Raw genomic sequence first — 17023 nt, 5'->3', positions numbered from 1 at the left:
CCAACGACAATGGAAATGGAGATTGGACAACGAGTTAGAGTATTTATTCTTACCGTATGTCAAATCTAAATTTCATAATTCGGAAAATAGAATTACCAATTCCTGAAAAGAACCAGAATACGGTGACCTTCTGTATTTCAGCAGACGGCCGGCAGCAGATTTATGAGTTTACGACTTAAATAGGGCAAGCCACAGACGAATTTCCTGCAGAGTCTTTATCTGGATTGGGATCATAGAAAGGACCGACAACCAGCGGTTTATCCGGCATAACGGACTGATCGGTGTCTGAAATCATTTTCCGCTTGATTGTTTGCAACAATTTGCCATTTGCGTCTTCAAGACGCATGCTGACTTCGTATTCCCGGTTTGCCTTCACACATTTGACTGGCGGGCTTTCAACTGTGATTTTTTCCATTGTCGGCCACATCTTCTGCCTAACAACCATGGGATCGCCTCCCGCCGGATTTTCAAAAGTCGCCTCCAGCATGGAGCCGTCGGGCAACGGGCGCAGCTTTGCCAACGTAAGCAAATAGGTCGCCTCTGCTATCCGGTAGTTGAAGACGAAAATCTTGCCGGAGACATTCAGGTAGTCGCCCTCTCCTGCGTCACGGCAACCGCCCAGCAAGAGAAGCGCCAAGAGAAGCACCGACACTCCTGGACGCATGCATCTTGCTTTGTCATACATGATTGTTTCCAGCCTGCTTTACATTGCGGTGGTAATGCCGCCGGGCTTTCGCCCGATTGCCGCAGACATTCATATCGCACCACCGGCGGCTCCGATTGCGGCTCTCATCGAGATAAAGCCAGTAGCAATTCGGACAGGCCTTGATCCGTTGCAGTCGTGCCGGATCGAGTAAACGGATACCCGAAAGAAAGGCTGCTGCTCCCAGAGATAGTTCGCGCTTCTTTTCCGACAGATTTGGTAGCCTGAGGTCGCGCCCTTCCGGCTCATTGCCTACAAGATCAGAGCCGAGACGCAGGAATGTAGACAAGTCTTCGGACTTAAGGCTGTCTTCGCGGGTTGCACTTCGAAATAAGTCGTTGATTACCTCCCGAATGGCGATGAGCGCTTCAATTCCCGTTTGTGACAACGGAGGATGGAACTGCACTTTTCCCCACTCCCCGACCCTAAAAATAGCCGCAGCTTCCGCAAAACGCGGCAATTCAACCGGATCATCAAAACGATCCAGCGAGCGCTCCGGGTCTCCGCGAAAAATCACTGTGTTTGCCAGGTCCAGGGCCAACACACCTCCACTGAATCGATGGGCATTCCACTCAAATGTCATGGCAAAATTCTAACTGGTAAAATCAATTTTGCAAGTTAGAATAGCCACGGGTAGAGAGCGGCAGATGGCGTATTTTCTTCAACTTCTTTTAAATGGCATTCACAACGCCGCGCTTTATTCATTGCTCGCCTATGGTTATGTGCTGATCCATGGGCTGACGCATCGCACTGACCTGTCGCTTGGTGCTATTTTCGCCTTTTCCGGTCAGACCTTTATTCTGGCGACAGCATTCGGATGGTCTGTACTGTGGATGACGTTGCCGGCCGCACTTTCACTCGGAACCTTCATCGCTATCGTTTATGTCGGCATAGGCGGCTACGTCATCGCCAAATTCATCTATGCCCCGCTCGATGCCGGGAACCGCAACACGGTGCTGGTGGCAACGCTTGGTCTAAGTATTTTCCTGATGGAACTGTCGCGCATTGCAGCCAACACGAGGGATTATTGGCTGCCGCCCTTGCTCGCTGACCCTGTTCGATTGCTTGGGCCGGCAATCGGCATCAGTTTGACCCAGCTGCAGATCGTAAACATTGTGATCGCCTTCTCCGTTATCGCGGGGGGCGAAATGATCATGTTACGCACGTCCGCAGGTCGAATCTGGCGCGCTGTCAGCGATGAACCCGCAGCGTCGGCACTCTGCGGCATCGATCCATCGAGAGTGAGGACACAGGCTATCCTGGCGGCCTATGGCGTGTGTGCGCTCGCTGGATTTCTTGCAGCGCTCTACTACGGCAATGTCAGTTTCAACACCGGTATGATCTTCGGCTTGAAAATCCTCTTTATTACGGCCGCCGGAGGATTTTCACGGCCCCTGCACGCGGCATTCGGTGCAGCGGCCATCGGCATCATAGAATCTTTATGGGGTGGATACTTTTCTGTCTTGTGGCGGGATGCGGCCGTATTTTCCCTGCTCGTTTTTGTACTCGCCACACGCACCAACGTTCAAGAAGCCGAGCGCATTTAACCCTGCAGGCTATGACCACCGTCGATTGTAATAACCGTCCCTGTAATATAGCTGCTGGCATCCGAAGCCAGCATCAACACGGCCCCATCAATATCTTCTGCTTCGCCTAGCCGGCGCATGGGGTTCTTGCCCTTGAGAAAGCCTTTGGCCGGCCCATCCATGATTGCCTCATTGAGACGGGTCGGAAACCAGCCAGGTGCAAGTGCGTTGACCCGGATCCCGTGCGGCGCCCATTCGAGCGCCAATGACTTGGTCATCTGGGCTACTGCCGCCTTCGACATGGCGTATGCGGCCGAGCCCTTGAGCGGTGCGTCCGCCAGAATGCTTGAGAGATTAATAATGGAGCCGCCGACACCCTTGGCAATCATGCGCTTGGCGGCCTCCTGGGCGATAAAAAATGCACCCTCGACGTTGACTTCGAAGATGTGTCGCAGTTGTTCGCGGGTGGTGGTGAGAGCCCGCTCGATCGTTGCCACACCGGCGTTGTTGAACACCACCGTCACGGTTCCAAGGTTTTGCTCCGCTTCGTCAAAAGCACGCCCGATATCAGACGCGACCGTGACGTCGGCAATGATGTTGAGAATGTTGGGTCGATGCGCATTGTCGGGAGCGGGCGTTCGCGAGATCGAAACGACGTTCGCACCATGAGCAGCAAGTACCTGCACCATTCTCAGACCCAGGCCAGAAGAGCCCCCGGTAACCGCAATATTCTTGCCCGAAACAGAAATGGAAGGATTATCCGTCATTGAAAATACCAGTGAACATCGTGCCGAATTGTTGAGTCACTGTTAGACTGCTCCTTGAGAACTGACAACAGGCGGCGCAAAGAACCCCGGCCTGATGCGGGCCGGGGTTCTCATTTTTCTTTGGTAACAGTGAATCACAGCTTTCCGTTACGTTGCTGCACCATCATGAACGTATCGAAAGTGTATTCCGCAACCTGCGCGTACAGGAAATGTTCGTTGCGAAACGCCTTGATCGAACTCCAGATTTTCTTGAACTGCTCATTGCTGTCTTCGAGTTGTGCATAGACCCCGTTGGCTGCTTCGAAGCAGGCGCTCAGGATTTCCGGGCTGAAGGGCCGCAACTGCGCGCCTCCAGCCACGAGACGCTTGATCGCTGCAGGATTTACGTAGTCGTACTTCTGCAGCATGTTGGCATCGGTGGCCTGAGCTGCCGTACGGAACAGCGATTGATAAGCCGGAGGAAGGGAATCCCACTTTTGCTTGTTGACCATGAAACTGACGGTCGGGCCGCCTTCCCACCAGCCTGGGTAATAATAATAGGGCGCGACTTTCTGAAAGCCGAGCTTCTCGTCATCATAGGGTCCAACCCATTCAGCGGCATCGATCGTGCCTTTCTCAAGAGCTGGATAGATATCACCGCCTGCAATCTGCTGTGGTACAACGCCAAGTGTCTCCAAAACTTTGCCGGCAAAGCCACCGACACGCATCTTGAGACCCTTGAGATCTTCGACGGTCTTGATCTCCTTGCGGAACCAGCCACCCATCTGTACTCCGGTGTTGCCGCCCGGATAGGCTTGCAGACCCTGTTTGTTGAAGAACTCATTCATGAGATCGATGCCGCCGCCATGATACTGCCAGGCGTTCATGCCGCGCGCATTGAGCGCAAAAGGCACCGCGGCACCCAAGGCCCAAGTGGGATCCTTGCCCCAGTAGTAATACGCGACGGTGTGGCAAAGTTCGACCGTACCAGCCGCTGCCGCGTCAGCGGCTTGAAGGCCGGGAACGATTTCGCCAGCGGCGAATGGCTGAATCGTGAAGTTCCCGTCAGTCGCTTCCCTCAGGTACTTCGACAAGACTTCAGCGCCGCCGTAAATCGTATCCAATGATTTCGGGAATGACGATGCGCAACGCCAGGTAACCTTCGGCGTTGACTGTGCAATCGCAGGCGCCGCAAGCGTGGTGGCTGCTGCAGCTCCTACCCCGGCAAATCCTGCCTTCGTGATGAACGAACGACGATCCATACATTCTCCTCCAGACTATTGATCTTCAATTCTATCGGCCCAGATCACCAGACGATCCCGTCTGATCCTCCCGATCTCGTGATCAACATACACACTCGTCAATTCAAGTCCAGCAGATGAACCTCCATGCACAACGACACATTGAAATGGCTGAACGCAAGCCTCGAATGTGTTTAGCGCGCAGTATTTTTCACCACTCGCGTCGCCATTGGAAATGAGGGCGATTTACACTACATTCAGCCAAGGCTTTTTATGGAGTTAACATGATGCGGCAACCTCTCGTCGCCATAACGTCAGATGTACGTACCTTCGAAAATTACACGTGGCACGCAGCCCCCGATCAATATCTTATGGCGGCATACGAAGCCGCCGGCGTCATTCCGTTGATCGTGCCGTCATTTGGCGAAAGCCTCGATATTGATGCCATTCTTGACGGCGTCGATGGCGTTCTCATCACCGGGTCGAAATCGAATGTTCATCCGGCTCTCTACGGCGTCGAACCTAGCGAAGCACACGAACCTTACGACTCTGCGCGTGACGCTACGTCGCTTCCGCTGATTCGCAGAGCGATTGAGCGCGGCGTACCGTTATTGGCCATATGCCGGGGCATTCAGGAGCTGAACGTAGCGCTTGGCGGTACACTTGCTACCGAGATACAAGACCTCCACGGGCGCATGGATCACCGCGCGCCGCAATCTGATCAACAAACCGAACGCTTCGCCATTCGGCATCCGGTGCACATCAAGCCGGGATCCTGTCTGGCGAAAGTCATGCAGAGCGATGCTATCCAGGTAAACTCCGTACATCGGCAAGCCATCGACAGGCCCGCGCCACAGCTTGACATTGAAGCGGTTGCTGATGACGGCACGATTGAAGCGGTTTCGGTCAAGACTGCCCGCGCATTTGCTGTTGGAGTTCAGTGGCACCCGGAATATTGGGTAAAAAGTGATAGCCCCTCACGCAAGATATTTGCAGCATTCGGCGACGCCGCGCGCGCTCACAAGGCAAGCCGCGAGCGAATGCAGGCGGCGGAGTAATCTAGAACGCGTTAACGCCCTCAGTCGACATCGATAGAATCACAGAACGCGGCTCGACACTGACGTAGGCGAGACCGTCGCCTGGGCTGAATTCCACGATCGTACGACCGAGATTATCGGCAAGGTCAATCGTGCCATCTTCGTTGTTGTGCCAGGTCTTGGCGTTTACCAACGGCGGGTAGAGATTTTCGCAGCTGCTGTCGATCGTGAGCGCGTTGTGGCCGGGTGTGCCATTTTCCATAGGAAACGCCTTGCAACTCGCCTCCGCGCCTGGACTACTGATGACAAATCTTGGCACATCATGGCTACCTGTGTCCGCTGATACAGACGCAGTCGTCTGTATGTCGACGTCAGCATCTTCGTCAGAGGTAAAAGTCGCGAAATCGAGGAACATGGCGACCACTGCCGCTGCAGTGACAAAGCCAAGACAAGTCGTTTTACCCAGTAACATACTATACTCCACGGGAAACAGACGCCTGTGAAGCCTAGTCGGGTAGCATTAATGAAGGGTGAAGCTGCAGCATAAAGCTATCTGGCGCGCTGCGTTATCTCTCTTTTGGCTTTGAGGTCGACTGCCGGATTCGCAATTCCGGCTTGATCAATTCCTGCCGTGCGTGTGTGTCGGCACCGTTAAGCTGATCGAGCAGAGCCCTCGCTGCTCGCTGTCCCACTTCGCGCTGGCCGTTCCACACAGTTGTCAAAGCCGGCGTAGCGATTGCCGCCTCTTCAAGGTCGTCATACCCCGTGACGGAAATATCAACGCCTGCAACCAGTCCCGCCCGAGCAATGCCATTCATCATGCCGATCGCCGAAAGATCATTCCAGCAGACCGCAGCAGTCGGATGATCTTTCAGGGCAAGAAACTGAGGCGCAGCGTCAAAACCCGCCTGCTTGGTTCGCGGGCCAGGTATGCGCCATTCCGGTTTCGCCTCGAGGCCCGCTTTTTGCATTGCATGGAGATAGCCTTCGTAACGATCGCGGCCTGTGGAAGTCTGATCGGTGCCGCCCACCATGGCGATGCGTGTATGTCCCAGGGAAATAAGGTGGTTTGTAGCAAGGCCAATGCCATAAGCATCATCCCCGCGGAACACCGGTACATTGGCATCCTTGACGGTTCGGGCAATTAGCACAACTGGCAGTCCATTGTCTTCCGCCATGCGAATGTCTTCAGCCGGGGTACCAATTGCCGGGGACATAATTACACCGTCTCCCCCGAGTTGCAGCACGGTATCTATGAACGTCCGTTGCTTATCCAACTGATCATAGTGATTGGATAAAATGAATGTCTGGCCGGAACGATCAAGTTCGCCCTCGATCGCACGCAATATTTCTGCAAAGAACGGGTTCATGATGTCATGAACCACGACGCCAACGATGCCCGAACGCGAAGTGCGAAGGCTGGCTGCGCGCCGGTTATAGATGTACCCAATGGCGCGTGCGTGTTCTTTTATCTTTTCACGCGTCTGATCGGCCACGAGCGGGCTATCCCGCAAAGCCAGCGATACGGTTGCTGTAGACACTTTCAGCGCGTCGGCAATAGTCGATAACTTAATTTTCTGCGCCAAAAAAAACCGCCTCCCCACAGTATCATCAAATGAGCCACGTTATGGTACTCGGCGTTATGCCATTGCAATCAAATAAATCAAAGTCCTTTCAAGCCCGCTGCCCGCGACTGTCGTTCGCGGTGCACGACGTACAGGCCACTGCCAATGATCACAACCGCACCACAGAGCGTATATGCATCCGGAAATTGGTTGAAAAACAGATATCCGAACGCCAGCATCCAGATGATTTGCATGAACGGATAGGGTGCCAGCGCAGCCGTCGTCGCCTTTCTGTAGGCCAGGATGATCAGATAATGGCCAAGACCGCCAAAAACGCCGAGTATCAGCAATAGTACAATCTGAAAGGATGTATCCGGAATGACCGCCTGCATCACCGCGGGCGACATCAATACAGCCGGTGCAAGGGCAGAAAAAAAATTAGACTTTCTGGAGATTCCGTTACCGCCATACGCCGCGTCAAAAGCACGTACAGCGAATAGCTTAGCATCGCAGCGATCGAATAAGGCAGTCCAGGATTGAACGCGCCAAATCCCGGGCGAGCAATAATCAGCACGCCTATAAATGCGACGACAATGGCTGCCCATCTGCGCCATCCTGCCCATTCGCCTAGCAGCGGACCTGCCAAAGCTGCGATTACCATTGGCGCTGCAAAGGTTATGGTGATCGTCTCGCCGAGTTGCATCGTCTGCAATGCATAAAAGTTGAAATATGTTGAGCCAAACAAACAAAGCCCACGCAGGAATTGAAGGGGGATGTTGCGTACCTTGAAGAGCCGCGGATTTGACCATGCTCGAAAGAAGATCAGCGCCAGGATCGCGTGTTCCACAAACCGCATCCAGGAAATGAACGCAGTGGGAATGCCAGACAGAACTAGGTATTTAGCACTGGAATCTAGACATGAGAACAGAAAGCCGGCCGCGAAAATATAGAAAATGGCGGCAGCCGGCGCGACTTCCTGCGAGGAAGGGAGAGGTGGTGACAACAGGTTTACCAATCAGGCGGAAGGAACTCTCACCATGATAACAAGTTCATGCGTTTTGTAACCGCAAATTGGGAAAAAACTTTTACCTATCGTCTATTCGTCGTCGGCATCATCATCGTCATGATCGTCATCGGGGGCGGTTTGGCGTAAAAGTTCCGCTGCTGATAGATTGATCTCAAGCCGCGAAAGCATTTTTACAAAGGCCTTGCGCTCTTTCTTGTCGAACCCCTTCATCGCATCCTTTTCGGTCTTGCGAATGGACTTCTCGATTGATTTGATTGCCTCGTTACCGGTATCTGTCAGAAAAATATGGGCTTGGCGCTGGTCCGTCGTGGACCCTTCTTTCTTGACGAAACCTTGTGTTTGCAGGCGGGAGATCGTCTTGGTGATTGTTGGCGGGCGTACACCAAGGCGTTTGGCAAGAATGCTCGGCGATAGACCATCTTCATGCGCAAGTTGCAGCATCACCGCATCCTGTCCTGCATAAAAGCCATGGCCAAGCAATCGGGTGGCCAGCGCCGTCCGTGTCAATCTTGCGGTCGATTGCAGACGATGAAGAATGAGGGGCTTACGATCCTTGACCATTCAAACTCCTGCTTGCACGTCACGTATTGACCGGATTGATGATAAGGCGGCTAGCTCTTGTTGTGGGGGTAGTTAACAGACGAACATTATGCGCTGACACAGCCATTACAATAGCAAATCCAGAACCGAATGAGCAAATCGACATGAATCGACCCATTCCTTGCACAGCAACCCGCGTTACAATTCTTATATGACAATCTGATGAAATTTGCCGACGAATTTGTGCGGAGCGCCAAATAAGCCTGTAAAACTGCAACCTAATGAGACTATCCTTTCACCGGTCAAGCGACCGGATTGAACAGGACGAATGAGACGGAAATGCCAAAACAAGCGACGATTGCCCTCCTTCCTCTCGGTGCGCACGAGCAGCATGGCCCGCATTTGCCCTATGAAACCGATACGCTTATCGCTGCAGGCCTGGTTGATCGATTGAAGGATGCCCTTCCCCAGGCGTTATCGGTCGATTTTCTACCTGTCGAACCAGTCGGCTACTCCATCGAACACATGGGTATCGCCGGCACCCGGACATTGACTTTTGACGAGGCAGTGAACCGCTGGATCAGCATTGGCGAAAGTGTGGCGCGGCAGGGCATGTCGAAACTGGTCCTTCTGAATGCCCATGGCGGCAACGCCCCGCTCATGACGATCGTCGCTACAGAATTGCGGGTTCGTTTCAATATGCTTGTCGTGGCGACCAGCTGGACCCGATTTGGTTTGCCGGATGGCCTGATATCGCCCGAAGACAAGGCACTCGATATACACGGTGGATTCATAGAGACCTCGGTATTGCTCGCCTTACATCCCGAGCTTGTGGATATGACCAAAGCTAGAAACTTCGGTTCCAATCAACGCCACTATGCTGAAACCTACAAGCACCTGCGTGCGTACGGCCCACATGCTTTCGGCTGGAAAATGACAGATCTGAACAAGGAGGGTGTGGCAGGCAATGCCGCTCGCGCTACTGCTGAAGCTGGCGAAAAAATTATCGCTCACAGTGTGAAAGGTCTTGTCGAACTGCTCGAAGACGTCGGCAGGTTTGATCGTTCCGTCTTCAGCTGATGCACCTCAACAGGATTGATGCACTCATTCACGCATTTGAACGCCATAGGTGTGGCAAAAACTGATCTGATCACCTATATCGTGGGTCTATCCATTCAAAGAGGCACACGATGAGTGAAGCTCAGACGAAGTCTATGGCAGCAGAAGCTGCACGTCCCGCCCAGATCCCGGTGACAGTCCTGACCGGTTATCTTGGTTCAGGAAAAACCACGCTTCTCAACCGCATCCTGAGCGAAGATCACGGCAAACGTTACGCCGTCATCGTCAATGAATTTGGCGAGATCGGTATCGACAACGATCTGATCGTCGAGATCGGACGAAGAAATTTATGAAATGAACAATGGCTGCATATGCTGCACCGTACGCGGCGACTTGATCCGCGTGGTAGAGGGCCTGATGCGGCGTCCCGGGCGGTTCGATGCCATTATCGTCGAGACGACTGGCCTTGCCGATCCCGTGCCCGTTGCCCAGACGTTCTTCATGGATGACGACGTCCGCAGCAAAACGATGCTCGATGCGGTGGTTGCATTGGTCGATGCCAAGCATCTGCCACTGCGTCTTAAAGACAGCCGCGAGGCCGAGGACCAGATCGCCTTTGCTGACGTTGTGCTTCTGAATAAAACCGACCTTGTAACTCCAGAAGAGCTTGCTGCTGTTGAGGCGACTGTCCGCGCCATAAATCCACACGCGGTCATTCATCGGACCGAGCGGGCCGACATCGATTTGTCTCGCGTTCTCGATCGCGGCGCTTTCGATCTGGCGCGGGCTCTGGAAAGCGATCCGCATTTCCTCGATCACGATCATCCAGATCATGAATGCGGCCCCGATTGCGATCACGATCACGAACATCATCACCACCACGATCATGACCACCATGGACACGACCATCATCATCACGATCATGCATCCCCGATACATGATGTAACGGTTCAGTCCGTCTCGCTTCGTACAGGTGAGCTCAACGCAGATAAATTCTTCCCATGGATTCAAAAGATCACGCAGGAACAAGGGCCGAATATCCTTCGGCTAAAGGGCATTCTTGCTTTCAAGACTGATCACGAACGCTATGTTATCCAGGGTGTGCACATGATCATCGAAGGTGATCATCAACGCGCCTGGAAGGACGGCGAAAAACATGAGAGCCGTCTTGTATTTATCGGCCGGGAACTCGACCATGATGCATTGAAATCCGGCCTCGAAAGCTGCCTCGCCTAGGTCGTGAATTCATGAATAGAGTCGAAAATGGTATGAGACCAACTTTTCGGATACAAGGAGCAAGGGCGAAGGAAATGTCTATCCATTTTCTAGTCCTTTGCGACGATGTTGCCGGGAAGATGGACCATATCCTCCGGACGCCGAAACGGCTGCAAGCTGCAGTGTCGAACCGTTCGGCCGGGGGAAAGACCCCATCTTCTTGCCGTTTCAGGCGCCATTTCAATCCTATTCACGAGTTTACGACCTATGCCGACCATTGCCCCGCTTGATCTTGCCGGCCATTGCATTGACGCGCGCTTCATCAAGGATGTCCCGTTCTTTGCATTGGCCGATGGTACGATACACCGCCTCGACAATGGCCATAAGGTCACGGAAGCCCATGACGGGTTGCTTTGTGCCGTGCCTTCGTTTGACGGCAAGTCGCTCCTGACCGGCGGTGAGGATGGTCGAATCTGTGCGACTGGCTTGAACGGCCAGGCGGTAGAATTAAACATCATCCCGCGCAAATGGATGACGGCCTTGGCGGCAGCGCCAAATGGTGCGATTGCCTTTGCGTCGGGACGGTCGGCATGGGTAAAGTTGGCCGATGGTACAGTTCGCGAAATTCTGCATGAGCGCAGCGTCGAAGGTATAGCCTTTGCCCCCAAAGGATTTCGGTTGGCTGTCGCCCGTTATAATGGCGTAACCCTGCATTGGCCCGCAACGAACGGCGCTCCGTCCGAGCTTGAATGGAAAGGTGCGCACGTCTCTGTCATTTTTTCACCGGACAATCGTTTTCTCGTCACCTCGATGCAAGAGAACGCCCTGCACGGATGGCGTCTTGAGGACAATCGCCATATGCGCATGACCGGTTATCCCAACAAGGTGAAGAGCTGGTCCTGGAGCGCGAAAGGCAAATGGCTGGCCACATCGGGTGCCCCCGCCGCCATCATTTGGCCCTTCTCCGGAAAAGATGGCCCAATGGGCAAGGCACCTCTTGAGCTTGGAACACGCGGCGATAGCCTGGTCACCGCCGTTGCCTGTCATCCGGTCGAAGAAATCGTGGCGATCGGCTACTCGGATGGGATGATTCTGGTCGGCCGTTTCGGCGATCAGAAAGAAGTTCTCCTGCGCCGTGGCGGTAAAAGCGCTATGTCCACGATGAACTGGGACACAAGCGGCCACAGATTGGTATTCGGCACAGAAGCTGGTGATTGTGGCGTGATCGATATTACCGCATGAGCAATTAGGCCGCCGGCCGACATCTTGATTGTTGGATTTGTTCTCTTTTTGTTCTATAATTGAGATATGCAATATGTTATGGATTTTGGAATCCCGAGCCGCTCGTCATTGTCCATGATCGCTTGAAGGCCCATTATGGGCGGGATTGGCCTGTTTCAATTCGCTCAGATCCGATAGATCACCTTGTTTTTGCCATGACGAGCAACCGGACCCTCGGCAAGGTATCGGTAGATGCATTCTGCGAGCTTCGGGCAGCATTTCAACCGTGGGATTTGATGATTAAGGCTCCCTATGAGGAGGTCCATACCTGTATTCAAAACATCACTTATGCCGATACGTATGCCAATTTCATTCCAGCGGCTCTTCGCCTTATCAAAGAGAAAAAAGGCACGCTGAGCCTCGATTTCTCCTGAAGGATTGGACTGTTCCGAAAGCTCAAGCATGGCTTGAGCAGCTACCTGGCGTCGAGCCCAAAATCAGCGCTTATGTTTTGAATACCAGCAGATTGCGTATGCCCGCTCTTATTGTCGATACGCATCACTGGCGCGTCGCAAAGCTTCTTGGCCTCATCCATGATACGCCGTTTGAAAAAGCTGCTTCGTGCTTCGAAAGGCAAATTCCGAACACATGGACAGCCAAAGATCGGGAAGACCATCATTTTATGATCAAGCAAATCGGTTTGGACTTCTGCAAGGATGGCCATTTGAGATGCCCTTCCTGTCCTTTGCGCAACGATTGTGCTTATGGAAAGACGACCATGGATCGAACAAAACACCTACGATAAGAAGCAGTCAATCGGGTGAATCGATTTCATCCTCGCGTTTCTCGCGAATGATTGTTTAGGAATTTGGTTGCGGGGACAGGATTTGAACCTGTGACCTTCAGGTTATGAGCCTGACGAGCTACCGGGCTGCTCCACCCCGCGCCACCAAGATACGGCAAAGTTGCCGCTGCAGCCCGGATTTTTCCGTTTGTCCGGCCTCAAAAGCGAAGAGTGCTTTTGTCGGGCCGAACGGGGTGCTGCTCCACCCCGCGCCACCATATCGGCGCTTTGCCGAATGTCGTGCTTTTGCTTGTAAGTATGCGCTTACGCATTGTGTTTTGCAAAAGCAAAAGGCCATGCTGAGCGCCGTCGAAGGGGCGCGGCCTTTTGATTGATGTGTATGTTGTTGTCGAGAAGATGTATGAACGTTGCGTTTGGCAGACCTGGCAGCGACCTACTCTCCCGCGTCTTGAGACGAAGTACCATTGGCGCAGGGGCGTTTCACGGCCGAGTTCGGAATGGGATCGGGTGCAGCCACCCCGCTGTAACCACCAGGTCAGCAAAGCGCAACGTTCACGCATGCGGTTTTTCAGGCGCATGCGATACAAATGAGAAGCTGGAGTTTTTTGGTTGTTTTAGTTGGCGGCTGGCGACCTTCGGGCGAAGCCCGCAAGGCCGACTGGCCGTCGCGGCGTGTGCCGCGCGCTGTCGCAGCGCCCGCACCAAAGGTGCGATACGGCGCGTGAGACAAATCAATTCATCTGACTTCGTCAGATGGATATTTGTAATGAGAATGATCAAGCCAATCGAGCTATTAGTACCGGTAAGCTTCATGCGTTGCCGCACTTCCACACCCGGCCTATCAACGTGGTGGTCTTCCACGGCTCTGATAGGGAATACTCGTTTTCAGGTGGGTTTCCCGCTTAGATGCCTTCAGCGGTTATCCCGTCCGTATATAGCTACCCTGCTATGCGGCTGGCGCCACAACAGGTCCACCAGAGATACGTCCATCCCGGTCCTCTCGTACTAGGGACAGATCCTGTCAATATTCCTACACCCACGGCAGATAGGGACCGAACTGTCTCACGACGTTCTGAACCCAACTCACGTACCGCTTTAAATGGCGAACAGCCATACCCTTGGGACCTGCTCCAGCCCCAGGATGCGATGAGTCGACATCGAGGTGCCAAACAACCCCGTCGATATGGACTCTTGGGGGTCATCAGCCTGTTATCCCCGGCGTACCTTTTATCCGTTGAGCGATGGCCCTTCCACGCGGGACCACCGGATCACTATGACCGACTTTCGTCTCTGCTCGACTTGTCAGTCTCGCAGTCAGGCGGGCTTATGCCATTGCACTCGACGACCGATTTCCGACCGGTCTGAGCCCACCATCGCGCGCCTCCGTTACTCTTTAGGAGGCGACCGCCCCAGTCAAACTACCCACCATACACTGTCCTGGATCCGGATAACGGACCGCAGTTAGACATCCATATAGGTAAGGGTGGTATTTCAAGGATGACTCCACGAAGGCTGGCGCCCCCGCTTCAAAGTCTACCACCTATCCTACACATGCCGACACGAATGCCAGTGTAAAGCTATAGTAAAGGTGCACGGGGTCTTTCCGTCTAACCGCAGGAACCCCGCATCTTCACGGGGAATTCAATTTCACTGAGTCTGCGTTGGAGACAGCGGGGAAGTCGTTACGCCATTCGTGCAGGTCGGAACTTACCCGACAAGGAATTTCGCTACCTTAGGACCGTTATAGTTACGGCCGCCGTTTACTGGGGCTTCGATTCAAAGCTTGCACCTCTCCTCTTAACCTTCCAGCACCGGGCAGGCGTCAGACCCTATACGTCGTCTTGCGACTTCGCAGAGCCCTGTGTTTTTGGTAAACAGTCGCTACCCCCTGGTCTGTGCCACCCTCCTCGACTTGCGTCAAAAAGGGTCACGCTTCTTCCGAAGTTACGCGTGCAATTTGCCGAGTTCCTTCAACGCAGTTCTCTCAAGCGCCTTGGTATTCTCTACCAGTCCACCAGTGTCGGTTTAGGGTACGGTCTATACGCGGGAGCTATTTCCTGGGACCGCTTCGAAGCCCCTCCAATCCAATAAGGAGGAACAACACACGCGATCCGTCACTACCCGCAGGCCCACGAATATTAACGTGGTTCCCATCGACTACGCCTTTCGGCCTCGCCTTAGGGGCCGGCTAACCCTGCTCAGATTAACTTTAAGCAGGAACCCTTGGACTTTCGGCGAGGGAGTCTCTCACTCCCTTTATCGTTACTCATGTCAGCATTCTCACTTCTGATACCTCCAAAGGCCCTCACGGGTCCCTCTTCAACGGCTTACAGAACGCTCCGCTACCACTTGCTTATCGCTAAGCAAATCCACAGCTTCGGTGTATGGCTTGAGCCCCGGTACATTTTCGGCGCAAAGACCCTTATTTAGACCAGTGAGCTGTTACGCTTTCTTTAAATGATGGCTGCTTCTAAGCCAACATCCTGGTTGTTTTGGGATCCTCACATCCTTTCCCACTTAGCCATAACTTAGGGACCTTAGATGGTGGTCAGGGTTGTTGCCCTCTTCACGACGGACGTTAGCACCCGCCGTGTGTCTGCCGATCAGTACTCTTCGGTATTCGGAGTTTGGTTAGGTTTGGTAAATCGGTGAGATCCCCTAGCCCATCCAGTGCTCTACCCCCGAAGGTATAAAATCGACGCTCTACCTAAATAGATTTCGCGGAGAACCAGCTATCTCCAAGTTTGATTGGCCTTTCACCCCTAGCCACAAGTCATCCCAATCTATTGCAACAGATGCGGGTTCGGTCCTCCAGTAAGTGTTACCTTACCTTCAACCTGCTCATGGCTAGATCACTTGGTTTCGGGTCTAATGCAACGAACTGAAACGCCCTGTTCAGACTCGCTTTCGCTGCGCCTACACCTACCGGTTTAAGCTTGCTCGTCACACTAAGTCGCTGACCCATTATACAAAAGGTACGCTGTCACCCAGAACAAATCTTGGGCTCCAACTGTTTGTAGGCATTCGGTTTCAGGATCTCTTTCACTCCCCTTGTCGGGGTGCTTTTCACCTTTCCCTCACGGTACTGGTTCGCTATCGGTCATGCACGAGTACTTAGGCTTGGAGAGTGGTCTCCCCATGTTCAGACAGGATTTCACGTGTCCCGCCCTACTCAAGGACTTTTGTTCGCATTACGTGTACGGGGCTGTCACCCACTTTAGCCACCCTTTCCAGAGTGTTCCACTTGTCTCACAAAAGCCACTGGCCTGGTCCGCGTTCGCTCGCCACTACTAACGGAGTCTCGTTTGATGTCCTTTCCTCCGGGTACTTAGATGTTTCAGTTCCCCGGGTTCGCTTCTAACCCCTATGTATTCGAAGGTCAGATACCTTATTATGATATCTAGAAATTATTTTGGTTCAGAAGAACCAAAATAACTTTCTAGATATCTAAGGTGGGTTTCCCCATTCGGAAATCGTCGGATCAAAGGGTATTCGCACCTCCCCGACGCTTATCGCAGCGTATCACGTCCTTCATCGCCTGTGCATGCCAAGGCATCCACCAAATGCCCTTAAGACACTTGATCATTCTCATTGCCAATATCCATCCTTGCCTTCACGAACAATCCGCGCCTGTGGGGGATACCAACAGCACGACAAACCATTCAGCAATCGACGAATTTGACAAAAAAGACCAGCTTCTCGAGATAAATCCGATGGCTCTGCGGTTAAGCGGCCAATCATAGGCATGGGGTTTAATGAGCGCCCCATGCGACATCTTCCAGCGTTCATGGCCCTAAAGCCGGCAGATAAGCACCCGAAAGCACCAACCCTTGAACATCCGAAAGATCCGGACATATCTTCTCTTCACAATTTCATACAGAACAAGCAAACCGCCGGACAAATGTCCGACGCCTGCAAACTTGGTTCTTTAAATGATGTTTTTGCGTCTTGCCCGGCAACCAATTTAAAAAACCTTGGTGGAGGCGGACGGGATCGAACCGACGACCCCCTGCTTGCAAAGCAGGTGCTCTCCCAGCTGAGCTACGCCCCCGTAAGGTATGGGTAAATCATCCGTCCAGCCGAGCACCCTCGAAGCGAAGCTTCGCAAGCGCGACTGCGCGTCGGCCACGTTTGGCCGCCCCGTGCGGAGCGCAAGTCCTGAGCTTGTCGAAGGACGTACGCGCGTGAGCACAGAAAGATGGTGGGCCTGGGAGGACTTGAACCTCCGACCTCACGCTTATCAAGCGCGCGCTCTAACCAACTGAGCTACAAGCCCTGATTTGACAGATCAACCGTCAAACGCAGCGCGCTTACGCGTCGCAGCTCGTGCCGTGCGCC

Annotated in this window: 15 protein-coding genes, 3 tRNA genes, 2 rRNA genes and 1 pseudogene; 5 read left to right on the top strand and 16 right to left on the bottom strand. The window is 53.4% G+C overall.

The genetic code is table 11. From position 1 onward, the window contains the following. Positions 1–175 precede the first annotated feature (175 nt). Both N8E88_RS21835 and N8E88_RS21830 read right to left on the bottom strand, forming a co-directional pair. Positions 176–685, bottom strand: coding sequence for a hypothetical protein (locus N8E88_RS21835; RefSeq protein WP_262295470.1), 510 nt, complete (start codon positions 683–685; stop codon positions 176–178). Further along, the gene (locus tag N8E88_RS21830) at positions 678–1286 is read right to left on the bottom strand and encodes a CGNR zinc finger domain-containing protein (protein WP_410010674.1); all 609 of its coding nucleotides are present in this window, start codon (positions 1284–1286) and stop codon (positions 678–680) included. The genes N8E88_RS21835 and N8E88_RS21830 overlap by 8 nt, the downstream gene beginning before the upstream one ends. Positions 1287–1350: 64 nt before the next feature. Here N8E88_RS21830 and N8E88_RS21825 point away from each other — a divergent pair, with 64 nt between their 5' ends. After that, positions 1351–2250 carry a branched-chain amino acid ABC transporter permease gene (locus N8E88_RS21825; RefSeq protein WP_262295468.1) on the top strand — a complete coding sequence of 300 codons (900 nt, stop codon included), beginning with the start codon at positions 1351–1353 and terminating at the stop codon, positions 2248–2250. Here the strand turns inward: N8E88_RS21825 and N8E88_RS21820 are convergent. Next, on the bottom strand, positions 2247–2996 hold the full coding sequence (locus tag N8E88_RS21820; RefSeq protein ID WP_262295467.1) for an SDR family NAD(P)-dependent oxidoreductase: 750 nt from the start codon (positions 2994–2996) through the stop codon (positions 2247–2249). The genes N8E88_RS21825 and N8E88_RS21820 overlap by 4 nt on opposite strands. Before the next feature lie 134 nt (positions 2997–3130). Next, complete coding sequence (locus N8E88_RS21815; protein WP_262295466.1) at positions 3131–4237, bottom strand: TRAP transporter substrate-binding protein; 1107 nt, start codon at positions 4235–4237, stop codon at positions 3131–3133. Between the two features lie 266 nt (positions 4238–4503). Between N8E88_RS21815 and N8E88_RS21810 the strand changes: the two genes are divergently transcribed. Continuing rightward, positions 4504–5274, top strand: coding sequence for a gamma-glutamyl-gamma-aminobutyrate hydrolase family protein (locus tag N8E88_RS21810; RefSeq protein ID WP_262295567.1), 771 nt, complete (start codon positions 4504–4506; stop codon positions 5272–5274). 1 nt (position 5275) lies between these two features. On the opposite strand, the gene N8E88_RS21805 is transcribed toward N8E88_RS21810, so the two are convergent. The 5 genes from N8E88_RS21805 to N8E88_RS21785 form a co-directional block, all read right to left on the bottom strand. Beyond that, complete coding sequence (locus N8E88_RS21805; RefSeq protein WP_262295465.1) at positions 5276–5725, bottom strand: hypothetical protein; 450 nt, start codon at positions 5723–5725, stop codon at positions 5276–5278. Between the two features lie 94 nt (positions 5726–5819). Further along, positions 5820–6839 carry a LacI family DNA-binding transcriptional regulator gene (locus tag N8E88_RS21800; RefSeq protein WP_114433059.1) on the bottom strand — a complete coding sequence of 340 codons (1020 nt, stop codon included), beginning with the start codon at positions 6837–6839 and terminating at the stop codon, positions 5820–5822. Positions 6840–6916: 77 nt separating this feature from the next. Further along, positions 6917–7225 carry a DMT family transporter gene (locus tag N8E88_RS21795; protein WP_262295464.1) on the bottom strand — a complete coding sequence of 103 codons (309 nt, stop codon included), beginning with the start codon at positions 7223–7225 and terminating at the stop codon, positions 6917–6919. After that, on the bottom strand, positions 7225–7833 hold the full coding sequence (locus N8E88_RS21790) for a DMT family transporter (RefSeq protein WP_262295463.1): 609 nt from the start codon (positions 7831–7833) through the stop codon (positions 7225–7227). Before N8E88_RS21790 ends, N8E88_RS21795 begins: the two co-directional genes overlap by 1 nt. 81 nt (positions 7834–7914) lie before the next feature. Beyond that, a complete protein-coding gene (locus tag N8E88_RS21785) occupies positions 7915–8406 on the bottom strand; it encodes a MarR family winged helix-turn-helix transcriptional regulator (protein ID WP_262295462.1) in 492 nt (163 codons plus the stop codon). A 318-nt stretch (positions 8407–8724) separates the two neighbouring features. On the opposite strand from N8E88_RS21785, the gene N8E88_RS21780 reads away from it, so the two are divergent. From N8E88_RS21780 to N8E88_RS21770, 3 genes and pseudogenes are all read left to right on the top strand, one after another. Beyond that, complete coding sequence (locus tag N8E88_RS21780; protein WP_262295461.1) at positions 8725–9465, top strand: creatininase family protein; 741 nt, start codon at positions 8725–8727, stop codon at positions 9463–9465. Between the two features lie 134 nt (positions 9466–9599). Beyond that, positions 9600–10680, top strand: a pseudogene (locus N8E88_RS21775) (CobW family GTP-binding protein). 246 nt (positions 10681–10926) lie between these two features. Next, positions 10927–11901, top strand: coding sequence for a WD40 repeat domain-containing protein (locus tag N8E88_RS21770; RefSeq protein WP_262295460.1), 975 nt, complete (start codon positions 10927–10929; stop codon positions 11899–11901). 164 nt (positions 11902–12065) lie between these two features. Here the strand turns inward: N8E88_RS21770 and N8E88_RS21765 are convergent, their stop codons facing one another. The 7 genes from N8E88_RS21765 to N8E88_RS21735 form a co-directional block, all read right to left on the bottom strand. Beyond that, a complete protein-coding gene (locus N8E88_RS21765; protein WP_262295459.1) occupies positions 12066–12344 on the bottom strand; it encodes a hypothetical protein in 279 nt (92 codons plus the stop codon). A gap of 11 nt (positions 12345–12355) precedes the next feature. Beyond that, positions 12356–12604: a hypothetical protein gene (locus N8E88_RS21760; protein WP_262295458.1), complete on the bottom strand. Its 249-nt coding sequence runs from the start codon at positions 12602–12604 to the stop codon at positions 12356–12358. A gap of 145 nt (positions 12605–12749) precedes the next feature. After that, positions 12750–12826, bottom strand: a tRNA-Met gene (locus N8E88_RS21755). Between the two features lie 279 nt (positions 12827–13105). Then, positions 13106–13220: ribosomal RNA gene (rrf, locus tag N8E88_RS21750) — 5S ribosomal RNA — on the bottom strand. A gap of 237 nt (positions 13221–13457) precedes the next feature. Continuing rightward, positions 13458–16269: ribosomal RNA gene (locus tag N8E88_RS21745) — 23S ribosomal RNA — on the bottom strand. A 391-nt stretch (positions 16270–16660) separates the two neighbouring features. Beyond that, positions 16661–16736, bottom strand: a tRNA-Ala gene (locus N8E88_RS21740). Positions 16737–16884: 148 nt separating this feature from the next. Beyond that, positions 16885–16961: transfer RNA gene (locus N8E88_RS21735), tRNA-Ile, on the bottom strand. Positions 16962–17023 lie beyond the last annotated feature (62 nt).

It is taken from the genome of Phyllobacterium zundukense (assembly GCF_025452195.1).
GTDB lineage: Bacteria > Pseudomonadota > Alphaproteobacteria > Rhizobiales > Rhizobiaceae > Phyllobacterium > Phyllobacterium zundukense_A.
The sequence above is the reverse complement of the archived record's forward strand: the minus strand, read 5'-3'. Positions and strand labels throughout refer to the sequence as shown.